This is a genomic window from Demequina rhizosphaerae, from assembly GCF_000971255.1.
In the GTDB taxonomy this organism is placed as follows: domain Bacteria; phylum Actinomycetota; class Actinomycetes; order Actinomycetales; family Demequinaceae; genus Demequina; species Demequina rhizosphaerae.
The window spans coordinates 203907-227395 of sequence record NZ_BBMC01000005.1 but is presented as its reverse complement, the minus strand read 5'-3'; the positions used below and the strand labels follow the sequence as shown (position 1 = coordinate 227395).

22 protein-coding genes are annotated in these 23489 nt (G+C 71.8%); 20 read left to right on the top strand and 2 right to left on the bottom strand.

Going from position 1 to position 23489, the window contains the following annotated elements; genetic code table 11:
• Positions 1–63: 63 nt before the first annotated feature.
• The 20 genes from AOM07_RS09105 to AOM07_RS09010 all read left to right on the top strand — a co-directional run bounded on the left by AOM07_RS09105 (position 64) and on the right by AOM07_RS09010 (position 22552).
• Positions 64–225 (top strand): DUF448 domain-containing protein, encoded by a 162-nt coding sequence (locus AOM07_RS09105; protein ID WP_267127673.1) that lies wholly within the window; start codon positions 64–66, stop codon positions 223–225.
• Between the two features lie 128 nt (positions 226–353).
• On the top strand, positions 354–3089 hold the full coding sequence (gene infB / locus AOM07_RS09100) for a translation initiation factor IF-2 (RefSeq protein ID WP_062312991.1): 2736 nt from the start codon (positions 354–356) through the stop codon (positions 3087–3089).
• Complete coding sequence (gene rbfA, locus AOM07_RS09095; RefSeq protein ID WP_062312989.1) at positions 3089–3532, top strand: 30S ribosome-binding factor RbfA; 444 nt, start codon at positions 3089–3091, stop codon at positions 3530–3532. The genes infB and rbfA overlap by 1 nt, the downstream gene beginning before the upstream one ends.
• A gap of 3 nt (positions 3533–3535) precedes the next feature.
• Positions 3536–4480, top strand: coding sequence for a tRNA pseudouridine(55) synthase TruB (truB, locus tag AOM07_RS09090; protein WP_062312987.1), 945 nt, complete (start codon positions 3536–3538; stop codon positions 4478–4480).
• A 15-nt stretch (positions 4481–4495) separates the two neighbouring features.
• A complete protein-coding gene (locus AOM07_RS09085; RefSeq protein ID WP_062313079.1) occupies positions 4496–5470 on the top strand; it encodes a bifunctional riboflavin kinase/FAD synthetase in 975 nt (324 codons plus the stop codon).
• A gap of 93 nt (positions 5471–5563) precedes the next feature.
• Positions 5564–6313, top strand: coding sequence for an amino acid ABC transporter ATP-binding protein (locus tag AOM07_RS09080; protein WP_062312985.1), 750 nt, complete (start codon positions 5564–5566; stop codon positions 6311–6313).
• A 61-nt stretch (positions 6314–6374) separates the two neighbouring features.
• Entirely contained in the window at positions 6375–7271 is an 897-nt protein-coding gene (locus AOM07_RS09075; RefSeq protein ID WP_439644854.1) for a glutamate ABC transporter substrate-binding protein, read from the top strand.
• A gap of 57 nt (positions 7272–7328) precedes the next feature.
• Positions 7329–7982, top strand: coding sequence for an amino acid ABC transporter permease (locus AOM07_RS09070; RefSeq protein ID WP_062312981.1), 654 nt, complete (start codon positions 7329–7331; stop codon positions 7980–7982).
• Entirely contained in the window at positions 7979–9046 is a 1068-nt protein-coding gene (locus AOM07_RS09065) for an amino acid ABC transporter permease (protein ID WP_082101535.1), read from the top strand. Before AOM07_RS09070 ends, AOM07_RS09065 begins: the two co-directional genes overlap by 4 nt.
• Positions 9047–9169: 123 nt before the next feature.
• On the top strand, positions 9170–9439 hold the full coding sequence (gene rpsO / locus AOM07_RS09060; protein WP_062297203.1) for a 30S ribosomal protein S15: 270 nt from the start codon (positions 9170–9172) through the stop codon (positions 9437–9439).
• A gap of 319 nt (positions 9440–9758) precedes the next feature.
• Positions 9759–11981 carry a polyribonucleotide nucleotidyltransferase gene (locus tag AOM07_RS09055; protein ID WP_062312979.1) on the top strand — a complete coding sequence of 741 codons (2223 nt, stop codon included), beginning with the start codon at positions 9759–9761 and terminating at the stop codon, positions 11979–11981.
• 231 nt (positions 11982–12212) lie between these two features.
• Entirely contained in the window at positions 12213–13532 is a 1320-nt protein-coding gene (locus AOM07_RS09050) for a M16 family metallopeptidase (protein ID WP_062312977.1), read from the top strand.
• 189 nt (positions 13533–13721) lie between these two features.
• Positions 13722–14912 carry an efflux RND transporter periplasmic adaptor subunit gene (locus AOM07_RS09045; RefSeq protein ID WP_062312975.1) on the top strand — a complete coding sequence of 397 codons (1191 nt, stop codon included), beginning with the start codon at positions 13722–13724 and terminating at the stop codon, positions 14910–14912.
• Positions 14913–14950: 38 nt separating this feature from the next.
• Positions 14951–15676 (top strand): ABC transporter ATP-binding protein, encoded by a 726-nt coding sequence (locus tag AOM07_RS09040; RefSeq protein WP_062312973.1) that lies wholly within the window; start codon positions 14951–14953, stop codon positions 15674–15676.
• On the top strand, positions 15673–16905 hold the full coding sequence (locus tag AOM07_RS09035; RefSeq protein ID WP_228374421.1) for an ABC transporter permease: 1233 nt from the start codon (positions 15673–15675) through the stop codon (positions 16903–16905). Before AOM07_RS09040 ends, AOM07_RS09035 begins: the two co-directional genes overlap by 4 nt.
• 29 nt (positions 16906–16934) lie before the next feature.
• Positions 16935–17843, top strand: coding sequence for a hypothetical protein (locus AOM07_RS09030; RefSeq protein ID WP_062312970.1), 909 nt, complete (start codon positions 16935–16937; stop codon positions 17841–17843).
• The gene (locus AOM07_RS09025) at positions 17843–19837 is read left to right on the top strand and encodes an efflux RND transporter periplasmic adaptor subunit (RefSeq protein WP_062312968.1); all 1995 of its coding nucleotides are present in this window, start codon (positions 17843–17845) and stop codon (positions 19835–19837) included. Before AOM07_RS09030 ends, AOM07_RS09025 begins: the two co-directional genes overlap by 1 nt.
• Before the next feature lie 41 nt (positions 19838–19878).
• Positions 19879–20622 (top strand): 4-hydroxy-tetrahydrodipicolinate reductase, encoded by a 744-nt coding sequence (dapB, locus tag AOM07_RS09020; RefSeq protein ID WP_062312966.1) that lies wholly within the window; start codon positions 19879–19881, stop codon positions 20620–20622.
• A 2-nt stretch (positions 20623–20624) separates the two neighbouring features.
• A complete protein-coding gene (locus tag AOM07_RS09015) occupies positions 20625–21077 on the top strand; it encodes a tetratricopeptide repeat protein (protein ID WP_082227088.1) in 453 nt (150 codons plus the stop codon).
• A 170-nt stretch (positions 21078–21247) separates the two neighbouring features.
• Positions 21248–22552, top strand: a complete 1305-nt coding sequence (locus AOM07_RS09010; RefSeq protein ID WP_062312965.1) for an HNH endonuclease signature motif containing protein — start codon at positions 21248–21250, stop codon at positions 22550–22552.
• A 29-nt stretch (positions 22553–22581) separates the two neighbouring features.
• Here the strand turns inward: AOM07_RS09010 and AOM07_RS09005 are convergent, their stop codons facing one another.
• Both AOM07_RS09005 and AOM07_RS09000 read right to left on the bottom strand, forming a co-directional pair.
• The gene (locus AOM07_RS09005; RefSeq protein ID WP_062312963.1) at positions 22582–23064 is read right to left on the bottom strand and encodes a GNAT family N-acetyltransferase; all 483 of its coding nucleotides are present in this window, start codon (positions 23062–23064) and stop codon (positions 22582–22584) included.
• 112 nt (positions 23065–23176) lie between these two features.
• A complete protein-coding gene (locus AOM07_RS09000; RefSeq protein ID WP_062313072.1) occupies positions 23177–23482 on the bottom strand; it encodes an AzlD domain-containing protein in 306 nt (101 codons plus the stop codon).
• Positions 23483–23489 lie beyond the last annotated feature (7 nt).

The following is a 23489-nucleotide window of genomic DNA, read 5'->3' as shown; positions in this document are numbered from 1 at the left end:
GTGCGGACGTGCGTCGGATGCAGGGGTCGGGGATCTCGGTCGGTCCTTGTGCGGGTGGCGTGCGTGGACGGCCGTGCGGTCGTCGACGAGCGTCGCAACCTGCCGGGACGGGGAGCCTGGCTGCACCCCGACCCGCAGTGCCTCGCACAGGCGCTGAGACGAAGGGCCCTGCCACGCGCGCTGCGCGTGGCGGAGCTGGACGTCACCGGCCTCGAGGTCGGCTAGCGCGGACCGTGCCCACCATCGAATCAGACGGGATGAAAGCCCATGGCCCAGCGATGAGCAGCTCACGATGAGCACCCAGCCGTAACGATGGCTCGACCCTGTCTTGGGCGAGCCGAGACAGGAGAGAAGTGGCAAAGCCCCGCGTCCATGAGATCGCGAAGGAGCTCGGAGTCTCGAGCAAGGACCTGATCGGCAAGCTCAACGAGCTTGGCGAGTACGTCAAGGGTCCGTCCTCCACCCTGGAGGCCCCCGTGGTGCGGAAGGCCCGTGAGGCCTTCCCCGCGGCCAAGTCCGCGCCTGCCGCGGCGTCCGCGCCGGCGAAGCCCGCCGCCGCCAAGCCCGCGTCCAAGCCCGGCGCCCCCAAGCCCGGCCCCAAGCCTGCGCCGGCGCCCGCCGCGTCGGCCGCCGAGAAGCCCGCCGCGCCGGCCCCCGCGCCCGCGGCGTCGAAGCCCGGCCCCCGCCCCGGTCCGAAGCCGGCGAAGGCCGAGGAGAAGTCCGAGCAGAAGGCCGCCCCCGCGGCCGAGAAGCCCGCGGCCAAGGCCGCGCCGAAGCCCGGCGCCCCGAAGCCCAACGTGCCGCTGCCCAGCGACATGCCGCGCCCGCGCCCGCGCCCGGCCGGCAACAACCCGTTCAGCGACCGTTCGGCGGGCCCGCGCCCGCGTCCGCGTCCGGGCGGCAACAACCCGTTCCAGGCCAACCGGCCCGGTGCCCGTCCCGGTGGCGGCGGCGGTGCCGGCGGCGGCGGTGGCCGTCCCGGCGCGCCCGGCGGCGCCCGTCCCGGCGGCCCGCAGGGCACCCCGGGTCGCGGCTTCGGCCCGCGTCCGGTCGGCGGCCAGGGCGGCCCCGGTGGACCCGGTGGTCCGGGTCGTCCCGGCGGCTTCGGCGGCCCCGGCGGTCGTCCGGCCCCCGGTGGCCGCGGTCGCGGCGGCGGCACCGCTGGTGCGTTCGGCCGTGCAGGCGGCAAGCCCGTCCGCGGTCGCAAGTCGAAGCGCGCGAAGCGGGCAGAGTACGAGCAGCAGCAGGCCCCGGCGATCGGCGGCGTGCAGATCCCGCGCGGCGACGGCTCGACCCTGATCCGCCTGCGCCGCGGCGCGACGCTCACGGACTTCGCCGAGAAGATCGACGTCAACCCCGCGTCGCTCGTCACCGTCCTGTTCCACCTGGGCGAGATGGCGACCGCGACGCAGTCGCTCGACGAGGGCACCTTCGAGGCCCTCGGCAGCGAGCTCGGCTACGTGATCCAGATCGTGTCCCCCGAGGAGGAGGACCGCGAGCTCCTCGAGGACTTCAACATCGACATCGAGGCCGAGCTTGCGGCCGAGACCGATGAGGAGCTCGAGGCCCGCGCCCCGATCGTCACCGTCATGGGTCACGTCGACCACGGAAAGACCCGCCTGCTGGACTCGATCCGCAAGGCGGACGTCATCTCCGGCGAGGCCGGCGGCATCACCCAGCACATCGGCGCCTACCAGGTCCACACGACCCACGAGGGCAACGACCGCGCCATCACGTTCATCGACACCCCGGGTCACGAGGCGTTCACCGCCATGCGTGCCCGTGGTGCCAAGGTCACCGACATCGCGATCCTCGTGGTCGCGGCGGACGACGGCGTGATGCCGCAGACCATCGAGGCGCTCAACCACGCCCAGGCGGCCAACGTGCCGATCGTGGTCGCGGTCAACAAGGTGGACAAGGAGGGTGCGAACCCGGCCAAGATCCGCCAGCAGCTCACCGAGTACAACCTGGTGGCCGAGGAGTACGGCGGCGACACGATGTTCGTCGACGTCTCCGCGCTCCAGGGCAAGGGCATCGACAGCCTCCTCGAGGCCGTCCTGCTCACCGCCGATGCGGGTCTCGACCTCCGCGCGAACCCGAACAAGGACGCGCGCGGCGTGGCCGTCGAGGCGCACCTCGACAAGGGCCGCGGCGCCGTGGCGACCGTCCTGGTCAACTCGGGCACGCTGAAGGTCGGCGACGCCATCGTCGCGGGAACGGCCTACGGCCGCGTCCGAGCGATGTTCGACGAGCACGACAACCAGGTCTCCGAGGCCACGCCGGCGCGTCCGGTCATGGTCATCGGCCTGACCTCGGTGCCCCGCGCCGGCGACACCTTCCTGGTGGCCGACGACGACCGCACCGCGCGTCAGATCGCCGAGAAGCGTGAGGCCGCCGAGCGTGCCGCCCAGCTGGCCAAGCGTCGCAAGCGCATCTCCCTCGAGGACTTCAACAAGGCCCTCGAGGAGGGCAAGGTGGACACCCTCAACCTCATCATCAAGGGTGACGTGTCCGGTGCCGTCGAGGCCCTCGAGGACGCGCTGCTCCAGATCGACGTGGGCGACGAGGTCGACCTGCGCATCATCCACCGCGGTGTCGGTGCGGTGACGCAGAACGACGTCAACCTCGCGACGGTCGACAACGCGATCATCCTCGGCTTCAACGTGCGTCCGGCCGAGCGCGTCCAGGAGCTCGCGGACCGCGAGGGCGTGGACATGCGCTTCTACTCGGTCATCTACCGCGCGCTCGAGGACGTCGAGGCCTCGCTCAAGGGCATGCTCAAGCCGGAGTTCGAGGAGAAGCAGGTCGGTGGCGCGGAGATCATGGAGATCTTCCGTTCGTCCAAGTTCGGCAACATCGCCGGTTCGCTCGTGCGCACCGGTGTCATCCGCCGCAACGCCAAGGCGAAGGTCGTGCGCAACGGCGTGGTCATCGGCGAGCCGACGATCGAGACGCTGCGCCGCTTCAAGGACGACGCCACCGAGGTGCGCGACGGCTACGAGTGCGGTATCGGCCTCGGCAAGTTCAACGACATCCAGGTCGGCGACATCATCGAGACCTTCGAGATGGTCGAGATCCCGAGGTCCTGATGGCTGACAAGGCGAGGGCTCTGAAGCTCGCGGGCACGATCAAGAAGATCGTCGCCCGCGCGCTCCAGACCGAGATCAAGGACCCGCGGCTGGGGTTCGTCACGGTGACCGATGTGCGCGTCACCGGCGACCTCCAGCAGGCGTCCGTGTTCTACACCGTGCTGGGCGGGGATGCCGAGCGTGAGGACGCCGCGAAGGCGCTGCAGAAGGCCAAGGGCCGCCTGCGCTCCCTCGTGGGCTCGCAGCTCGGCATCCGCCTCACGCCGTCGCTCGAGTTCCACCTCGACGCCGTGCCGGAGACGGCCGCGTCGCTCGACCGTGCCCTCCACGAGGCGCACGTGCGGGACGAGGAGCTCAAGCGGCTGCGCGAGAACGCGCAGTACGCGGGCGAGGCGGACCCGTACCGCCGCCCCGAGGACGACGCCGACGAGGACGAGAGCTAGCCGATGGGACGCCGCGGCGGCCCCGAGCCGGCGCCCGGCATCGTCGTGATCGACAAGCCTCAGGGCTGGACGTCCCACGACGTGGTCGCGCGTGTCCGGCGCCTGGCCCAGACCTCCAAGGTCGGCCACGCCGGCACGCTCGACCCCATGGCGACGGGCGTGCTCGTCGTCGGCATCGGTCGTGCGACCAAGCTGCTCACGTACATCGTCGGGCACGACAAGGCGTACGACGCCACCATCCGGCTCGGGCAGTCGACCGTGACGGACGACGCGGAGGGAGAGGTCACCGCGACCGTGGACGCGTCCACGGTCACGGACGAGGCCATCCGTTCCGCGGTCGTCCGCCTCACGGGCGACATCCTCCAGCGGCCCAGCGCCGTGAGCGCGATCAAGGTCGACGGCAAGCGCGCGTACGCGCGCGTCCGCGGGGGAGAGGAAGTCGAGCTCCCCGAGCGGCCCGTCACCGTGTCGCGCTTCGACGTGGTCGACGTGCGTCGGCACGATGCGGTGGTGGACCTCGACGTCCGCGTCGACGTGTCCTCGGGCACGTACGTCCGGGCGCTCGCGCGCGACCTCGGCGCCGCGCTCGGCGTCGGCGGGCACCTCACCGCGCTGCGCCGCACGCGCGTGGGCGGCATCGGGCTCGACCTCGCGCGCACGCTCGAGGATCTCGGCGCGGTCGTGGAGTCCGGCGAGCCGCTGCCCCGCGTGGGGCTCGCCGAGGCCGCCGCGGCCACGCTCCCGGTGCTCGACGTGTCCGAGCGGGACGCCACCGCTCTCGGCTTCGGCCAGTGGATCGACGCGCGGCCCGACGGCCCGACCGTCGCGATCGCGCCCGGACCGCGCGCGGTCGCCATCGTCGAGCCCAAGGCGGGCCGCGCCAAGCCCGTCGTCGTGTTCGAGCCCGCCGCCGCATCGTCCCCCGGCGCGGGCGGCGCGGACGCGTAGGGCACAATGACCGGCATGCACGTGTGGCGCTCGCTGGCCGAGATCCCCGACCTCGGCCCCGCCGTGGTCACGCTCGGCAACTTCGACGGCGTCCACCGCGGCCACCAGGCCGTGCTCGGCCGCATGGTCGCGGACGCCCGCGCGCGCGGCCATGTCGCCCTCGCCATGACGTTCGACCCGCACCCCAAGGCGGTGCACGACCCGGCCCACCAGCCCGAGCTCATCACCGGGCTCGACGACCGGCTGGAGCGGCTCGCGGCCATCGGCCTCGACGGCGTCCTGGTGGTGCGCTACACGCTCGACTTCGCGCGCCAGACGCCCGAGGAGTTCGTGGCCGACTACCTCGTGCGCGGCATGCGCGCCTCGTGCGTCGTCGTAGGCCGCGACACGCGTTTCGGGCGCGGCAACGCGGGCGACGTGCAGACGATGCACGACCTGGGTGCGGAGCTCGGCTTCGAGGTCGACATCATCGACGACGCGTGCGCGGTCTCCGAGTCGGGCCGGCGCTGGTCGTCGACCTGGGTGCGCGAGCTGCTCGACGCGGGCGACCTGCCGGGCGCGAACGAGGTGCTCGGCCGCGAGCACCGCGTGCGCGGCACGGTGATCCACGGGGACAAGCGCGGCCGCGAGATCGGCTTCCCGACCGCGAACCTCGACCACACCGCGGGCATGATCCCGCGCCACGGCGTGTACGCCGGGTGGCTCACGGTGCTCGACGCCCGCGGCAACGCGCACGCGGAGGCCGTCGCGGGGCGGCGGCTGCCCGCCGCGATCAGCCTGGGCATGAACTACACGGTCGGAGGCACGGACCTGCGCATCGAGGCGTACGTCATCGACCGCGACGACCTCGACCTCTACGACGCGGAGGTCGCGCTCGACCTCGTCGAGTGGCGCCGTCCCATGCTCGATTTCGGCTCGCTGGACGCGCTCGTGACCGCGCTCGGCGAGGACGTCGACTGGTGCCGCGAGGTGCTCGCCGTCCGCGCATGATGTCCCGCAGGGCGGTGTTACCAGGCGATTAAGTCTCGGTCACGATCCGGTCTCCGCCGAGCGGCGTCCGGTCCGCGGGTCTATGGTCGAAAGATGTCAGACGCTTCCGACGCTCTCGTGGTGCTCGACAAGGTCAACAAGCACTTCGGCGAGCTGCACGTGCTCAACGACATCGACCTCACCGTCTCGCGCGGCGAGGTGATCGTCGTCATCGGCCCGTCCGGGTCCGGCAAGTCGACCCTGTGCCGCGCGATCAACCGCCTCGAGACCATCGACACGGGATCCATCGCCATCGACGGGCAGCCGCTGCCGCAGGAGGGCAAGTCCCTCGCGCACCTGCGTGCCGACGTCGGCATGGTCTTCCAGGCCTTCAACCTCTTCGCGCACAAGACGATCCTCGAGAACGTCACCCTCGGACCCATCAAGGTGAAGAAGGAGTCGCGCAAGCAGGCCGAGCAGGAGGCGATGGCGCTGCTCGAGCGCGTCGGCGTGGCCAACCAGGCGCACAAGTACCCGGCGCAGCTCTCCGGCGGCCAGCAGCAGCGCGTCGCCATCGCCCGGTCGCTCGCGATGAAGCCCAAGGTGATGCTCTTCGACGAGCCCACGAGCGCGCTCGACCCCGAGATGATCAACGAGGTGCTCGACGTCATGGTGTCGCTCGCCCGCGAGGGCATGACGATGATCGTCGTCACCCACGAGATGGGCTTCGCGCGCAAGGCCGCGAACCGCGTGGTGTTCATGGCGGACGGCCTCATCCAGGAGGAGGCCGAGCCGGAGGAGTTCTTCACGAACCCGCAGTCCGAGCGGGCCAAGGACTTCCTGTCGAAGATCCTCACGCACTAGGGGTTCCCGCAGTTCCACGAGTCAACGCCCTGCACGGGCGGGGGAGAGGAGAAGGACCATGATGATCCGGAGGAAGGCGGCAGCGGCCGCCCTGGGAGTCGCGGCGGCGGCGCTGCTCGCGGCCTGCTCGTCGGACGACGGTTCCGAGAGCGACGAGTCGGGCTCGATGGGCGCCGACGACTCGATGTCGGCGGGCGAGTTCGCGGAGGGCAGCACGATGGCGGCCCTGGCCGACGCGGGCGCCATCACCATCGGCACCAAGTTCGACCAGCCGCTGTTCGGGCTGCTCGCGCCGAGCGGCGACCCCGAGGGCTTCGACGTCGAGATCGGCAAGATCATCGCGTCCGAGCTCGGCATCGACGAGGACGGCATCGAGTGGGTCGAGACCGTGTCCGCGAACCGCGAGCCGTTCATCGAGGACGGCACGGTCGACATCGTCGTGGCGACCTACACGATCAACGACGAGCGCAAGGAGCTCGTGAGCTTCGCCGGGCCGTACTACAACGCCGGTCAGGCGCTCATGGTCTCCGTCGACAACGAGGACATCATGAGCCCGGACGACCTCGCGGGCAAGAACGTCTGCTCCGTCGAGGGGTCGACGCCCGCGGCGAACATCGCGGACAACTACCCCGACGCGAACCTGTCGCTCTTCGCGGCGTACACCGACTGCCTCGAGCCGCTGCGCAACGGCCAGGTCGACGTGGTCACCACCGACAACGTCATCCTCGCCGGCTACGTGGCGGAGTACCCGGAGGACTTCAAGGTGGTGGGCGAGCCCTTCACCGAGGAGCCCTACGGCATCGGCCTCGCGCACGACGACGACGAGTTCCGCGACTGGATCAACGACGTGCTCGAGGAGATCTTCGAGGACGGCCGCTGGCTGGAGGCGTGGAACGCGACCGCGGGCACCGTGCTCCCGGAGCCGGACGTCCCGACCGTCGACCGCTACGAGAACTAGCGACATCGCCGTGCGGCCCCTCGACCGAGGGGCCGCACGGCCCGTCCGGAGGATCGCATGACGACGTTCATCGAGGAGTTCGGCCTCATCTGGGGCGCGTTCCTCGCGACGCTGACGCTCACCGCGGTGTCGGGGGTGCTCGCGCTCGTGTGGGGCACGGCCCTGGCGACGATGCGCGTGTCGCCCGTGGGACCGCTGCGCAGCTTCGGCACGGCGTACGTCGAGCTCGTGAGGAACACCCCGCTCACGCTCATGTTCTTCTTCTGGGTCTTCGTCGCCCCCAGCTTCGGGCTGCTGTTCCCGGAGCTCGGCTTCTGGCCCGCCGTCGTCGCGCTCACGCTGTACACGAGCTCGTTCGTGTGCGAGGCGCTGCGCTCGGGCGTCAACTCGGTGGGCATCGGCCAGGCGGAGGCCGCGCGCAGCATCGGGCTCACGTTCGGCCAGACGCTGTCGCAGGTGGTGCTGCCGCAGGCGTGGCGCACCTCGATCCCGCCGCTCATCTCGGTGCTCATCGCGCTCACCAAGAACACCTCGGTCGCGGCCGGCTTCGCGTACACCGAGATCGTCGCGATCCAGCAGCGCCTCACCAACGCGCACCCGTCCGACGGCTTCTTCATCTTCTTCGGGCTCGCGCTCATGTACCTCGTCATCACCATCCCGCTCGGCGTCCTCGCCGGGCAGGTCGAGCGGAAGGTGGCGTTCGCACGATGAGCGGATCGGTCCTCTACGACGCCCCCGGCCCCCGCGCGAAGCGGCTCGACCGGATCCTCAACTGGACGTTCTCCCTGGCGTTCGTCGCGATCGCGGCCTGGATCGCGTACGCCTGGTACCAGCGCGGGATCTTCGACGACCGCTGGGCCATCCTGTGGGACCCGCCCAAGAACCAGACCGCGGCCGACGTGTGGATGTCGCTGGCGAGGGGACTGGGCAACACGCTCAAGGCGGCCGCGATCGCGGCGCCCATCGCGCTCCTCATCGGCGGCGGCATCGCGATCATCCGGCGCGGCGCGCGCACCCGCTGGCTGTCCGGGCCCGCGGCCGTCACCACCGAGCTCGCGCGCGGCCTGCCCGTGCTCATGCTGATGTTCCTCGCGAAGCTCGTGTTCGGGTGGTCGCCGCTGTGGTCGGTGGTCTTCGGACTGGTCGTCTACAACGCGGCGGTGGTCGCGGAGATCCTGCGCGCGGGCCTCGCGGCGCTGCCCAAGGGCCAGCGCGAGGCGGGGCTCAGCATCGGCCTGTCGACCATGCGCACCACGCTGCTCATCGAGCTGCCGCAGGCGGTGAGGATCATGCTGCCCGCGCTCGTGAGCCAGATCGTGGTGCTGCTCAAGGACACCTCGCTCGGCTACATCGTCGCGTACCCCGAGCTGCTGCGGACCATCAAGAACAACCGCGACTACTTCGGCGACCAGTACGTCATCCCGCTGTTCCTCGTGGGCGCCTCGATCTACATCCTCATCAACATGGGCGTGTCCCGCCTCGCGACGTTCATCGAGCGCCGCCTGCGCGAGGGCGGCGGCGGCCGCGGGCTCACCCCGCCGGAGATCGGCCCGACCGGGCCCATCCCTCAGTCGGGGGTCGGCGGTCCGGCGCGCGAGGAGGGCGCCCACGCGGGCGACCCGGTCTTCGCGGCGGGGCGACGCCCCGAGTCCCAGCCCGTCCCGCAGCGTCGGCCGGGGGAGACCGAGGAGGAGAGACGCCGTCAGGCGTACTACGGTGATCCCACCTCCCAGTCGATCCGGCACAACACCGGGGGCGAGCCCGGGGCGAGGTAGCCCCGGTCGCGCGCATCGTCCCGCGTCCTGTACCATGGACAGTCGCCGTAGAACGGCCGCGGATCCCAGTGCCCCGGAGAACATGCCCGGGTGCGCCGCGCAACGAACGAGAGAGAGTACACAGTGGCGCTCGACGCAGCAGTGAAGCAGTCCATCATGACCGAGTACGCGACCCACGAGGGCGACACCGGCTCTCCGGAGGTCCAGGTCGCGGTCCTCACCCAGCGCATCAAGGACCTGACGGAGCACCTCAAGGAGCACAAGCACGACCACCACTCGCGTCGTGGCCTGCTCCTCATGGTCGGCCGTCGCCGCAACCTCCTGAACTACCTCGCGAAGACGGACATCAACCGTTACCGCGCGCTCATCGAGCGTCTCGGCCTGCGCCGCTAAGCGCAGCCCACGCGTTCGCCCGGCCGCTCCCCTCAGGGGTCGAAGCGGCCGGGCTTTCGCGTATCCGGGCACGATGCGCGGGCCTTTCCGCGCGCGCCCCGCCCGCCGCATCGTCCCTCCGTGCTGTTAGGATTGACGCGGCTCGGATGTCCGAGCCGACCAACTCAACCTGGCAGGCCAGCCGGATGCTGATCCTCGGTGGTGACGATCAGAACCCCCTCCTCGACGGGGATCGTTCTGCGCGTTTCGACTGACGATCAGTGACGCGGCGCGAGCCGCATCCGCCTGCCTGCCACGAATAGGCAAGGAGCAACTCCTGATGGAGGGTCCTGAGATCCAGTTCGCCGAGGCCACGATCGACAACGGTCGCTTCGGCACCCGCACCGTCCGGTTCGAGACGGGACGTCTCGCCAAGCAGGCCGCCGGCTCCGCCGTCGCCTACCTCGACGGCGAGACCATGCTGCTGTCCGCGACGACCGCCTCCAAGGCGCCGCGCGACGGCTTCGACTTCTTCCCCCTGACCGTCGACGTCGAGGAGCGCCAGTACGCCGCGGGCAAGATCCCCGGCTCGTTCTTCCGTCGCGAGGGCCGTCCCACCACGGACGCGATCCTCACCTGCCGTCTGATCGACCGTCCGCTGCGCCCGTCGTTCGTGTCGGGCCTGCGCAACGAGATCCAGGTCGTCGTCGACGTCCTCGCGATCCACCCGGACGACCAGTACGACGTCGTCGCGATCAACGCGGCCTCGATGTCGACGCAGCTCGCCGGCCTGCCCTTCTCGGGCCCCATCGGCGGCGTGCGCATCGCGCTCGTCGAGGGCCAGTGGGTGTGCTTCCCGCGCTGGTCGGAGATGGAGAACGCGGTCTTCAACATGGTCGTCGCCGGTCGCGTCGTCGGTGACGACGTCGCGATCATGATGGTCGAGGCCGAGGCGACCGAGAACGCCTTCGAGCTCGTCTCCGAGGGTGCGCAGGCGCCCACCGAGACCGTCGTGGCCGAGGGCCTCGAGGCCGCGAAGCCGTTCATCCGCGCGCTGTGCGAGGCGCAGGCCGACGTCGCCGCCAAGGCCGCCAAGGAGACCGCGGAGTTCCCGCGCTTCCTCGACTACCAGGACGACGTGTTCGCCGCCGTGGCGCCCGCGATCGAGGGCGACCTCGCCGAGGCGCTCCAGATCGCCGACAAGCAGACCCGCGAGAACCGCCTCGACGAGATCAAGGCGGGCGCGCTCGACCAGTTCGCCGGCCAGTTCGAGGGCCGCGAGAAGGAGATCTCGGCGGTCGTCCGCTCGGTCACCAAGCAGACCATCCGCCAGCGCATCCTCAAGGACGGCGTCCGCATCGACGGCCGCGGCCTCAAGGACATCCGTCCGCTGTCGGCCGAGGTCGCCGTGGTCCCGCGCGTGCACGGCTCGGCGATCTTCGAGCGTGGCGAGACCCAGATCATGGGCATCACGACGCTGAACATGCTCAAGATGGAGCAGCAGATCGACTCGTTCTCGCCCGAGACGCACAAGCGCTACATGCACCACTACAACTTCCCGCCGTTCTCGACGGGTGAGACCGGTCGTGTGGGCAGCCCGAAGCGCCGCGAGATCGGCCACGGCGCGCTCGCCGAGCGTGCCCTGGTGCCCGTGCTCCCGTCGCGCGAGGACTTCCCCTACGCGATCCGTGAGGTGTCGGAGGCGCTCGGCTCGAACGGCTCGACCTCGATGGGCTCGGTCTGCGCCTCGACGCTCGCCATGCTCAACGCGGGTGTGCCGCTCAAGGCCCCCGTCGCGGGCATCGCGATGGGCCTCGTGTCCGACACGGTCGACGGCGAGACCCGCTACGCGGCGCTCACCGACATCCTCGGTGCCGAGGACGCGTTCGGCGACATGGACTTCAAGGTCGCCGGTACCAGCGAGTTCGTCACCGCGATCCAGCTCGACACCAAGCTCGACGGCATCCCCGCCTCGGTCCTGGCCGGCGCGCTGCAGCAGGCGTACGACGCCCGCGTCCACATCCTCGGCGTGATGGCGCAGGCTATCTCCGAGCCCGACGAGATGAGCCCGCACGCCCCGCGCGTCATCGCGGTGCGCATCCCCGTCGACAAGATCGGCGAGGTCATCGGCCCCAAGGGCAAGATGATCAACCAGATCCAGGACGACACGGGCGCCGACATCTCGATCGAGGACGACGGCACCGTGTACATCGGCGCCACCGACGGCCCGTCGGCGGAGGCCGCGCGCGCCGCGATCAACGCGATCGCGAACCCGCACGTCCCCGAGGTCGGCGAGCGCTTCGTCGGCACCGTGGTGAAGACCGTCGCGTTCGGCGCCTTCATCTCGCTCACCCCGGGCAAGGACGGTCTGCTGCACATCTCGCAGATCCGCAAGCTCGTGGGCGGCAAGCGCGTCGAGAACGTCGAGGACGTCCTGTCCGTCGGTCAGAAGATCCAGGTGGAGATCACCGAGGTCGACCCGCGCGGCAAGCTCTCGCTCGGCGTGGTCGAGGAGGCCGGTGCGGAGGGTTCCGCCGAGGCCGAGGAGACCGTCGAGGCGTAAGCGCTTCACGTTCCACGTCCGCAGGGGCGGTCCGGTTCGCCGGGCCGCCCCTGCGGCGTTCCCGGGGCACGATGCGGCGGCCGGGCCAGCCTGGATGGCGGACGTCCCCCGGCATCGTCCGTCATGGAGGTCGGAACCGGCACGCATGCAGGATCCATCCGGGATCGGTCCGCCAGGCGTGCCGGACGGGCCGGTGGGTGAGGCCAACCCGCCGCGACTAGGCTCGCCCTCATGCCCCACATGCTTCCCCTCGTGCACGCGGGAGCCATCGGCTCCGACCTCACCATCGAGCAGGACCACGGCGCGGTGATCCGCCGGTCGGTGCTCCCGGGCGGGGTGCGCGTGCTCACCGAGCAGATCCCGGGCATGCGCTCGGCGACGCTCGGCGCGTGGATCGGCGTGGGCTCGCGCGACGAGGCCCCCGAGCACGCCGGCTCGACCCACTTCCTCGAGCACCTGCTGTTCAAGGGCACGGCCCGCCGCAGCGCGCTCGACATCGCCGAGGAGTTCGACCGGGTCGGCGGCGAGTCCAACGCGCTCACCGGCAAGGAGTACACCTGCTACTACGCGCGGGTGATCGACACCGACCTGCCGATGGCCATCGACGTCATCCTCGACATGGTCACGAGCGCGCGGCTCGACCAGTCCGACTTCGACATGGAGCGCGGGGTCATCCTCGAGGAGCTCGCGATGAACGAGGACGACCCGGGCGACGTCATCCACGAGCGCTTCACCGAGGCCGTGCTCGGCGGCCATGTGCTGGGCCGTCCCATCGGCGGCACCCCCGAGATCATCGAGGCGGTGACCCGCGACGCGGTGTGGGAGCACTACCGGCAGCACTACACGCCGGAGGGGCTCATCGTCACGGCGGCCGGGGGAGTGGACCACGACGCCGTGTGCGCCATGGTGGCCGATGCGCTGGTCCAGGGCGGCTGGGATCTCGCCGACGGCGTCGTGCCCGCCGGGCGCCGCGACCGCCACGCGCCCGTCGAGGCGTCCCTCACCCCGGAGGTGCGGATCCGCCGCCACGAGCTCGAGCAGGCGCATGTCCTGCTCGGCACGCGCGGCTTCAGCGCCACCGACGAGCGCCGCAGCGTGCTGGCCGTGTACAACGCGATCCTCGGCGGCGGCATGTCGTCGCGCCTGTTCCAGGAGATCCGCGAGAAGCGCGGCCTCACGTACGCCGTGTACTCGTTCGGCGCGCCCAGCACCGAGACCGGCGTGTTCGGCGTCTACGGCGCGTGCACGCCCGCGAAGGTCGACGAGGTCGAGCGGCTCATGGGCATCGAGCTCGAGCGCATGGCCGAGGGCGTGACGGCGGGCGAGCTCGAGCGCGCCAAGGGCCAGATCGCCGGCTCGATGGTGCTGCGCCTCGAGGACTCGTACTCGCGCATGTCCCGGCTGGGCAAGGCCGAGCTCGTCTTCGGGGACCTGTGGTCCATCGCGGAGATGCTCGACGACGTCCACGCGGTGACCGCCGACCAGGTGCGCTCGCTGGCCGCGGACATCGCCGGACGCGAGCGCGTGTCGGTCCGCGTCGGACCCGCCTGACCCGGCTTCTAGCAGGAGCTTCCCGCTCCTGCGCGGGTGCTTATGGTGCCCTTATCCGATTGCCAGCCATCTCCCAGGAACCGTCCATACCTTCGCATCGACAGTCGGCGATGATCGAACGGACGGACGATGCCCAAGAACCCTTCCCGGTGGACCCGCGTACGGACGTGGGGGATCCCTGCTGGAGCCGTGCTGGCCGGTGCCGGCCTCGGCGCCGGCGCGATGACCCTGTGGGGCGGGGGAGGTGACCAGGAGCAGGGCGGACTCGCCATGGAGGACGCCGGCACGCAGACCGTGACCGTGGGCCTCCAGACCCTTGAGGAGTCGGTGTCGGCGTCCGGCACGCTCGCCGCGGTCGCGACCGACTCGCTCGCCTTCGAGGCCTCCGGCGAGGTCACCGCGGTGTATGTCGAGGCCGGCGACGTGGTCGCGGAGGGCGACGTGATCGCCAAGATCGACACGCTCCAGCTCACCGCCGCGCTGCGCTCCGCGCAGGCCGAGCTCGCCCAGGCGAAGGCCACGCTCGCGAACCTCGAGGACGCGGGCGACGACTCCGACGCGAGCGCGGCGCAGATCTCCGCCGCCGAGGCGCAGGTCGCCGTGCTCAAGAAGAGCGTGAGGACGGCCCGCGCGGCGATGGGCGACGCCGAGCTCGTCGCGGACATGGCGGGCCTCGTGACCGCGCAGCCCTACGAGGTCGGCGATGTGGTGTCGGCGGGATCGTCCGGCAGCTCCGGCTCCTCGACCCAGGCGGGCGGCATGACCACCACCGCGGCGACCACCTCGACCGACAGCGGCGTGACGATCGTCGGACAGGACGAGTGGACCGTCTCCGTGAGCCTGTCCGAGGACGAGGTCGCCCAGATCGCCGAGGGCAACCAGGTGACCTTCACCGCCGACGACGTCGACGGCGAGTTCTTCGGCGTCGTCACCGACATCGCCAACCTCCCCACGACGACGGGCGGCAGCGCGACCTACGCGGTCGACCTCCAGGTCACCGGCGACGTCGAGGGCCTGTACGAGGGCACCTCCGTCACCGCGGACATCGTCTACCTCCGCCAGGTCGACGTCCTCGCGATCCCGACCAACGCGGTCACCACCGCGGACGGCGTCTCGACCGTCACGGTGGTGGACGATGCGGGCGCGGAGGAGCAGCGCGAGGTCACCCTGGGCGACACGATCGGCAGCTACACCGAGGTTCTCGACGGACTCGAGGAGGGCGAGCTGCTCGCCGTCGCGGCGGCGGCGTCCGGCGGCTCCGGCTCGGACTCCAACGACGACAGCGGCGACCTGCGCATGAACGGCGAGTTCCCCGGCGGCGGCGAGATGCCCACCGGCGGCCAGATGCCCGGCGGCACGGGCGCGATGCCGGGCCAGTAGGCCCGCCCGCCCCCGCATCGACAACGACAAGGACCGACATGACCGTCATCACGAGGGATCCGCTCGACGTCGCCGCCCCGGTGATCGAGCTGAGCGGCGCCCGCAAGACCTATCACACGGGCGACATCGAGTTCGAGGCCCTGCGCGGCATCGACTGCCGGATCTTCCCGGGCGAGTACGTCGCCATCGTCGGGCCCTCGGGCTCCGGCAAGTCCACGCTCATGAACATCCTCGGCTGCCTCGACGTGCTCACCTCCGGCCGGTACGTCCTGGCCGGCGAGGACGTGTCCCAGATGGACGAGGTGGCGCTCGCCTCCGCGCGCAACCGCCGCATCGGCTTCGTCTTCCAGCAGTTCCACCTGCTGTCGAGCCTCACCGCGCTGGGCAACGTCGAGCTGCCGCTCGTCTACGCGGGCGTGGCCCCGGCCGAGCGTCGCGAGCGCGCCATGGTCGCGCTCCAGCGCGTCGGCCTGGGGGACAAGAGCCGCAACCACCCGGGCCAGCTGTCCGGCGGCCAGCAGCAGCGCGTCGCGATCGCGCGGGCCCTCGTGACCGAGCCCGCGATCGTGCTCGCGGACGAGCCCACCGGAAACCTCGACTCGCACTCGACGCGCGACGTGCTCGGCATGCTCGACGACCTCCACGCGGAGGGCAGCACCATCGTCCTCATCACCCACGAGTCCGACGTCGCCGCGCGCGCCGGCACCGTCTACAACGTCACCGACGGCCAGTTCGTCGGCGCGGGAACGGAGATCGCCAAGTGAGGCCCGCCGACCTGCTCGCCAGCTCGTGGCGAGCGATCCGCACGCACAAGATGCGGTCCGCCCTGACGATGCTGGGCATCGTCGTCGGCATCGCGTCCGTGGTGCTCACCGTGGGCCTCGGCCTCGGCACGCAGAAGGACGTGAGCGAGCAGATCGCGGCCCTCGGATCCGACCTGCTCATCGTCTCCCCGGGCTCGTCCACCGACGAGAGCGGGATGCGCGGCGGCTTCGGCAGCGGCGAGACGCTCACGCTCACCGACGCCGACGCGCTCGCGTCCGAGGTCGCGGTGCCCGACGCCGCGGACGTCGCGCCGGAGAAGGCGTCGAGCCTCTCGCTCGAGTACGGCGAGAGCAACTGGACCACGGACGTCACGGGCACGTCGACCAGCTGGCCCGAGGTGCGCTCGCGCGATCTGCTCTACGGCAGCTTCTTCACGGAGGACGATGCGGCGGACGGGGCGAGCGTCATCGTCCTGGGCGCCGAGACCGCCGAGGAGCTGTTCGGCACCACCAGCGTGGTGGGCCAGGAGGTCACGATCGACGGCGAGGCGCTCGAGGTCGTCGGCGTCCTCGCCGAGGCGGGCTCGTCGGGCGAGACCTCGCTCGACGACATCGCCGTGGTCCCCATGACCACGATGGTCGAGCGGCTCGACGACTCGGGCAACAGCGAGTCCGTCGACACGATCTACGTCAAGGCGGCCTCGTCCGACTCGCTCAGCGCGGCCTCGCAGGAGACCACCGCGCTGCTGCTCAACCTCCACGGCATCGCCAGCGCGGACGACGCGGACTTCACCGTCGAGGTGCAGGACTCGCTGCTCGACGCGGCCACGTCGGTGTACGAGAAGCTCACCGTGCTCCTCACCGGCATCGCGGCGCTCGCCCTGCTGGTCGGCGGCATCGGGGTGATGAACATCATGCTCGTGTCGGTCACCGAGCGCACCCGCGAGATCGGCCTGCGCAAGGCGCTCGGCGCGGCGCCCGCGAACATCCGCAACCAGTTCCTCATCGAGGCGATGATCCTCGGCCTCAGCGGCGGCGCGGTCGGCGTGATCATCGGTGTCGGCCTCGCGCTCGCCCTGCCGTCGGTGCTCGGCTCGACCATCGTCGTCTCGGGCCTCGCGCTCGTCGTGTCGGTCGTCGTCGCGGTCGGCATCGGCGCGATCTTCGGCGTGTACCCCGCGGCCCGTGCCGCCCGGCTGGCCCCCATCGACGCCCTCCGCGACCAGTGAACGTGAAGCACAGAGAACAGGAATCGAAGATGAACAAGACCCGCATGTCGATCGTGGCGGCGACCCTGTGCGCCGGGCTGCTCGCCGGCTGCTCGTCCGGCGAGGCCGCGTCGTCCACCGAGGAGTCGGCGCCCGCCGCATCGTCCGACGCCGTGCTCGGCTCCATCGAGGGCGGCGGGGGAGGCGAGGCCATGGAGCGCGAGCCGTCGGGCCTCACCGGCGAGATCTCGTACGTGTCCGACGGGCTCGCGCAGGTCCAGGACGGGTCCACGCAGACGGCCGTGAGCTGGACCGACGACACCGCCTTCACGCAGCAGGTCGAACTCGCGCTCGCGGACATCGCGCTCGGCGCGTGCGTGGTCGCGACGCTCGGCGACGACGACTCGGCGACCGCGATCACCGTGACCGAGGCGGACGAGGACGGCTCGTGCTCGCTGGGCTTCGGCGGCGCGGGCGGGCGCATGGGCGGCGAGATGCCCGAGGGGGGCGAGATGCCGACCGACATGCCCAGCGACATGCCCACGGACGGCGCGGAGCTCGGCGAGGTGCCGTCCGACCTGCCGTCGGGCGCCCCGGGCGACGGAGAGATGCCCGGCGGCGGCTTCGACGACTCGTCGCGGGTGGCGGGCACCGTCACCGCGGTGAGCTCGGACGGGCTCACCGTCGAGGGCACCGACGGCGAGGAGACCGAGGTCGCGGTCGACGCCGATGCGGAGATCACGGGCACCGAGGGCGCCGACGCCGAGGCTGTCGTCGCGGGCCTGTGCCTGACGGCGGACGGCGAGTCGGACGACGCGGGCGGCTACGCGGCGACCGAGATCTACGTCTTCGACGGGGGAGACGACGGTTGCGTCTCCGCGATGGGCTTCGGCGGTGGCCAGGGCGGCATGCCCGGCGAGCGCGGCGACGGCGGCCCCATGGGCGAGAGCGGGGAGTGATGGCGCAGGCAGCGGAGCTCGTGCGGAGCTGGCGGTTGCGGCTGATCGCCGCGCCCGTCGCGGTCGGCGCGGTCGCGGCCGTCGCGGTGCTCACGGGAGGATCGTCGGCCTCGGCGACCTACCGGACCGCGTCGGTCGAGTCCGGCGACGTCACCCAGACGCTCACCGCGACCGGCGCGATCGCGTCGGCAACCCAGGAGGACCTCGCGTTCCAGGTCGACGGCACGGTCGCGAAGGTCAAGGTCGCCGAGGGCGACACGGTCGAGGCAGGCGACGTGCTCGCCCGCCTCGACACGAGCGATCTGGAGGACGCGGTCGCAGAGGCCGAGGAGGCGCTCGCGGACGCCAAGGAGGCGCTCGCCGACGACCTCGAGGCGCAGAGCTCGGCCACGTCGAGCACCACGACCGCGGAGTCGGCGTCGTACTCCTCCGATTCCGGGTCCGGGTCGGGGTCCGGCTCCGATTCGGGCGTGACCGCCGCGACGGTGGTCTCGGCGGTCTACGTGCCCGCCGACACGCGCATCGTCCAGGCGGCCGAGGACACGTCCGCCGACGCGGTCGAGGCGGCGCGCGCGGCGCTGCTCGCCGCGCAGCAGGCGCTGCTCGACCAGTACGACGTCGCGCAGGCGCTCCTCGAGACGGCGCAGCAGGCCGCCGCCGACGCGCAGGAGATCTGCACCGCCTTCACGGCCGCCGACGAGAGCACGGACGACGGCTCCGACGACGGTGTGGACGATGCGGCGGACGACGCGTCCGACGACGCGGGCGCGACCGATGCCGCCGAGGCGCTCGCGGCCTGCCAGGAGGCGACGGCGGCGGCGCTCGCGGCGTCGCAGGAGTCGATCGAGGCGCAGGCGTCGCTCATGGAGCTCGCGACGGCCGTCGACGAGGCAGTGGCGGCGCTTCAGGACGCCATCGCGGCATCCGGCGACGCCGGCGGCACAGGCGGCGACGGCTCCGGCGACTCCAGCGGCGGGACCGGCGACTCCAGCCGCGCGACCGGCTCCCAGGGCGGCGACGCCGGGATGCCCGGCGACGACGCCGCCCAGTCTCAGGACGGCTCGAGCGGCGCCGTGGGCGGCCTCGACGGCACGAGCGGGCTGGACGACGCGACCGGTTCGCTGGGCGGCTCGTCCGACGACGGCTCCGACGACCAGTCGCAGGACGCCATGTCCGGTGGGTCGGCCCAAGAGGAGACCGTGCCCAGCGCGGCGGACATCCTCGCGGACAAGGCCGAGATCACGGCGGCGCGTGCCGCGCTCAAGGTGGCGCAGCAGCAGGTCGAGTACGCGGTGCTGCGCGCTCCCGTGGCCGGCACGATCGTGGCGGTCGGCATGGACGAGGACGGCACGGTGAGCGCCGGCGACACGACCGCCGCCATCACGCTGGTCGCGGACAACTCGTACCTCGTCGAGCTGTCCGTCAGCCTCACCGAGGCCCAGCTGCTCGAGGTCGGCCAGGAGGCCGAGCTCACGCTGAGCAGCAGCGGCGACGTGGTCGACGGCGTGGTGTCGAGCGTGAGCAACGTCAACTCGGGCAACGACTTCTCGCAGTCGTACGCCGTCACCATCGCGGTGCCCGACCCGGGCTTCTCGATCCGGATCGGCGCGGCCACCCGCATGACCATCACCGTCGCGGGCGCGTCCGGCGTGCTCGTCGTGCCGACGTCCGCCGTCGCGGACGCCGCCGGCGACGCCACGGTGCAGGTGATCGGCGAGGACGGCCTCGCGACCGACGTCGCGGTCGAGACCGGCGCGATCGGCGCGGTCTACACCGAGATCGCCTCCGGTCTCGAGGACGGCGACGAGGTCATCCTCGCCGACCTCACCGCGGACCTCACGTCCGACGACGAGGAGGCAAGCGATGGTTCCGGCGGCCTGCTCTCCGGCCTCAGCAGCGACGACGAGTCCTCCGAGGGGCCGCAGATGGGACAGATGCCCGGCGGTGGGATGCAGCAGGGCGGCGGCATGGCGCCGCCCGGGTTCTCCGGCTAGGCCCGCATCGTCACCCGCGAGGCGCCCGGTACGCTCGACGCATGATCTCCGTCGCCGTGCTGGGCGCCTCCGGGCGCATGGGTTCCCACGTCGTGGACGCCGTCAACGGCGCCCCCGACCTCGAGCTGGTCGCGGCGCTCGACCACGGCGACGACATCGCCGAGGCGGCCCGCGCGGGCGCGCAGGTGGCGGTCGACTTCACCGTCCCGAGCGCGACCGAGGCGAACGTGCACGCCCTCATCGACCTGGGCATCCACCCGGTGGTCGGCACGACCGGCTGGACGGAGGAGGCGCTCCTTCGGGTCGAGGAGCACCTGCGCGAGCGTCCCGAGCTGGGTGCGCTCATCGCCCCGAACTTCGCGCTCGGCGCGGTGCTCGCGATGCGTTTCTCCGCCGCCGCGGCGCGCTACTTCGAGTCCGTCGAGATCGTCGAGCTGCACCACCCCGACAAGGTCGACGCGCCCTCGGGCACAGCGGTCCACACCGCGCAGGGGATCGCGGCGGCGCGCGCCGCCGCCGGCATCGGCCCGTCGCCCGACGCCACCACGCACGACCCGGATGGCGCGCGCGGCGCGATCATCGACGGGGTGCACGTCCACGCCGTCCGCCTGCGCGGCCTCGTCGCGCACGAGGAGGTGCTCCTCGGCAACCCGGGCGAGCAGCTCACCATCCGCACCGACAGCTTCGACCGCGTGAGCTTCATGCCGGGCGTGCTGCTGGGCGTGCGCGAGGTGGTCGGCCGCCCGGGCCTCGCGGTCGGCCTCGACCGGTACATGACGCTGTGAGCGTGATGCGCCGCCCGGCCTTCCTCGCCGCGGTCGCGTCCACGGCGCTGCTCGCGCTGCTCATGGGCTTCGTCGCGAACATCGCGCTGATGCTGCTGCGCTCGCCCGAGGCGGTGGCCAAGCTGCTCGGCGTGCTCGTGCTCATCCTGCCGCTCATCGCCGTGTGGTTCCTCGTCAACGAGTGGCGCACGGGCATCACGGTGCAGCGCATGGCCTCGCGCCTCGAGGCCGAGGGCCGGCTGCCGCTGCACGACGGGGAGCGTACGCCCGCCGGCCGGCTCACCGACCAGGCGAAGCAGGACGTCTACGAGGTCGCCCGCACGGGGGTCGAGCTCGACCCCGAGAGCTGGGCGGCCTGGTTCCACCTCGCCTTCGCGTACGAGGCGGTCGAGGAGAAGGCGGAGGCGCGCAAGGCGCTGCGCCACGCGGCCCAGCTGTACCGCGCCCAGCGCTGAGCCCGTCGGGGCGTGTTTGGCATCGTCCCTGGTGTGTGCGGTGGTGGTGCCGCGGCGTCGTGGCGGTGGGGTGATGTCCCCGGTCCCGTGGGGTGGGGAAGTTATCCTCCCTGGTATTCCTGTGGATTCTGGTCGGTGTGGATGTCGGACCCTCGTGGTGGACTTGTTTCATGACGTTCTCCGCGGCCCGCCTCACGACGGCGTTGGCCGCGCTGCGCCACTTCGATGGAGTGGACCTGGATGCGTTGGCCGAGGAGGAGTTCGGGCTGTTCCAGGAGTGCGTGGCGTCGGTGTACCGCCATGCGGGCGTGGCGGCCGCGGACGCGGCGGCTGCCGTGCAGCGACGCTCGGCGCGTGAGCGGGGCGCGAACGGGTGGGCACGCCGCCACGGGCACGCCAACGCACGGGGCAAGGTCGCCGAGGATCTTGGTATCGGTGAGGGGGAGGCGCAGAAGCTCATCGATGCGGGCGACTCGGCGAAGAAGGAAAGGTACCCGCTGATCGCGGCCGCCCACGAGGAGGGACGGATCGGAGCGGCAGCGGTGGCGGTGTTGACCGACACCCTCGACGCGATCGCCGCGACCGCCGAGATTCCTGACGGGCTCGAGGCCAGGCTGGTGGCGAAGGCGGAGCGGTTGAGCCTGCGGGATCTGCGGCGGGCGTGCGAGCAGCTGCGGGCGCGCCTGGACCGGGAGGCGTTGGCTGCGAAGGAGCGTCGCCACCGCGAGCAGCGTGCGCTGGTGATCTCGCGTGACGCCGACGGCATGACCCGGCTGTCGGCGCGTTTGGATGTGGCGTCGGCGGCACCGATCGTGGCGTGGCTCGACGCCCAGCTCAAGGACGCGTTCCAGCGGCGCCAGGACGATCCTGTGCTGGCGCAGGCGGACCGGCGCACCGCGGTGCAGGTGAGGGTGGACGCGTTGGCGATGCTCGCCCAGCACGGGCTGGGCTGCAACGAGCCCGGGTCGGGGGTGCGCACCGAGGTCATCGTCCGTGTGAACACGGCCGACCTGGAGGACGACCTGGCCCTGGGGTCGTGCGACTCGCTGCCGGGCCCGATCACCGTGGGCACGATGCGGCTGATGGCCGTCGACGCACGGATCCTGCCCGTCGTCATGGGTGGCGACTCGGTGCCGCTGGACTGGGGTCGTGCACGCCGCCTGTACACCGCCGATCAACGCAAGGCGCTGATGGAGCGTGACGGCGGCTGTGCGTGGTGCCTGGCACCACCGACCTGGTGCATCGTGCACCACCGGCGCTATTGGGGTCGCGACGGCGGCCGCACCGACCTCAAGGACGGGGTCCCGCTATGCACCGGCTGCCACGTCAGACTCCACACCACCGACTGGGAGCTCGAGATGCGCGACGGCAGACCATGGTTCATCCCACCGGCCACCATCGACCCCACCCGGACCCCCATCCAAGGCGGCATCGCCCGACTCCACATCGACCTCGACGAACAAGACGCCGCATGACCACGGGAGAACTCTGCCCCCAGCCGGGCCTAGAGCGCCGCGCGGTACATCAGCTCGACGAGGTCCCCGTCGGGGCCCTCGAGGGTGCGGCGCAGCCCGCCCTCCGCCAGGCCCGCGGAGGCGAGGAAGGCGCGCCGCGCATCGTCGCCCTCGAGGGACCACGCGCGCACGTCGTCGCGCCCCTGGAGCCGCAGGGTGTCGATGCATGCCGAAAGCAGGCGCGAGCCGTGGCCCGCGCGACGGTGCTCGGGAGCGACCTCGAGCGCCATGATCTCGCCGGGCGTGATCGCCGCGAAGCCCACGACGCGCGGACCCTCGCACGCCACGAACACCCGGTGGTCGCGGCTCGGGGGCGAGACGATCGCGGCGGCCCACTGCGCGAGCACCTGCTCCGCGGGCAGCGCGTCGGCCGCGTCGCCCATCCAGCCGCGCCATGCGGCGAGCTGGATCGCGGCGATCGCGTCCTCGTCGCCGGGCACGGCGGGGCGGGCGGAGACATCGGCGTGGATCATGCCGACCAGCCTAGGGGCGCATCGAGAGCGCAGATGCATGGGAGTGCTCGTCACCGCGCTGGCGGTCACGGTGTACGGCGCCTCGGGCACGCCGGCCGCGCGCGAGCGGCCCTCAGCCCCAGCCGAGCGCGCGCAGCCCCGCGGCCACCGCCGCCGCGCCCGCGACCACCACGATGAACGGCGCCCGGCGCCACAGCAGCACCGCCGCCACCGCGACCGCCGCCAGCCGCGCGTCCACCGTGAGGCCGCCCCCGCTCGCGAACGTCTGCACCGCGACCAGCGCGGACAGCAGCGCCACCGTGACGAAGGCCGCGATGCGGTGCACGCGCGGGTTCTCCAGCCACGCCTCGGGGACCGAGTGCCCCGTGAGCTTGGTCGCCCAGGACAGCAGCCCGGCCGCCACGATCGCGACCCACATCCACGCG

What these genes read in the sequence shown, in the direction of transcription:
- AOM07_RS09055 (WP_062312979.1), top strand. Translation starts at nt 9,759, where the DNA reads ATGGAGGGTCCTGAGATCCAGTTCGCCGAGGCCACGATCGACAACGGT.
- AOM07_RS09065 (WP_082101535.1), top strand. Translation starts at nt 7,979, where the DNA reads ATGAGCGGATCGGTCCTCTACGACGCCCCCGGCCCCCGCGCGAAGCGG.
- rbfA (WP_062312989.1), top strand. Translation starts at nt 3,089, where the DNA reads ATGGCTGACAAGGCGAGGGCTCTGAAGCTCGCGGGCACGATCAAGAAG.
- truB (WP_062312987.1), top strand. Translation starts at nt 3,536, where the DNA reads ATGGGACGCCGCGGCGGCCCCGAGCCGGCGCCCGGCATCGTCGTGATC.
- AOM07_RS09050 (WP_062312977.1), top strand. Translation starts at nt 12,213, where the DNA reads ATGCCCCACATGCTTCCCCTCGTGCACGCGGGAGCCATCGGCTCCGAC.
- AOM07_RS09010 (WP_062312965.1), top strand. Translation starts at nt 21,248, where the DNA reads ATGACGTTCTCCGCGGCCCGCCTCACGACGGCGTTGGCCGCGCTGCGC.
- AOM07_RS09030 (WP_062312970.1), top strand. Translation starts at nt 16,935, where the DNA reads ATGAACAAGACCCGCATGTCGATCGTGGCGGCGACCCTGTGCGCCGGG.
- AOM07_RS09080 (WP_062312985.1), top strand. Translation starts at nt 5,564, where the DNA reads ATGTCAGACGCTTCCGACGCTCTCGTGGTGCTCGACAAGGTCAACAAG.
- AOM07_RS09005 (WP_062312963.1), bottom strand. Translation starts at nt 23,064, where the DNA reads ATGATCCACGCCGATGTCTCCGCCCGCCCCGCCGTGCCCGGCGACGAG.
- dapB (WP_062312966.1), top strand. Translation starts at nt 19,879, where the DNA reads ATGATCTCCGTCGCCGTGCTGGGCGCCTCCGGGCGCATGGGTTCCCAC.
- AOM07_RS09040 (WP_062312973.1), top strand. Translation starts at nt 14,951, where the DNA reads ATGACCGTCATCACGAGGGATCCGCTCGACGTCGCCGCCCCGGTGATC.
- AOM07_RS09025 (WP_062312968.1), top strand. Translation starts at nt 17,843, where the DNA reads ATGGCGCAGGCAGCGGAGCTCGTGCGGAGCTGGCGGTTGCGGCTGATC.
- AOM07_RS09075 (WP_439644854.1), top strand. Translation starts at nt 6,375, where the DNA reads ATGATCCGGAGGAAGGCGGCAGCGGCCGCCCTGGGAGTCGCGGCGGCG.
- AOM07_RS09070 (WP_062312981.1), top strand. Translation starts at nt 7,329, where the DNA reads ATGACGACGTTCATCGAGGAGTTCGGCCTCATCTGGGGCGCGTTCCTC.
- AOM07_RS09000 (WP_062313072.1), bottom strand. Translation starts at nt 23,482, where the DNA reads ATGTGGGTCGCGATCGTGGCGGCCGGGCTGCTGTCCTGGGCGACCAAG.
- AOM07_RS09085 (WP_062313079.1), top strand. Translation starts at nt 4,496, where the DNA reads ATGCACGTGTGGCGCTCGCTGGCCGAGATCCCCGACCTCGGCCCCGCC.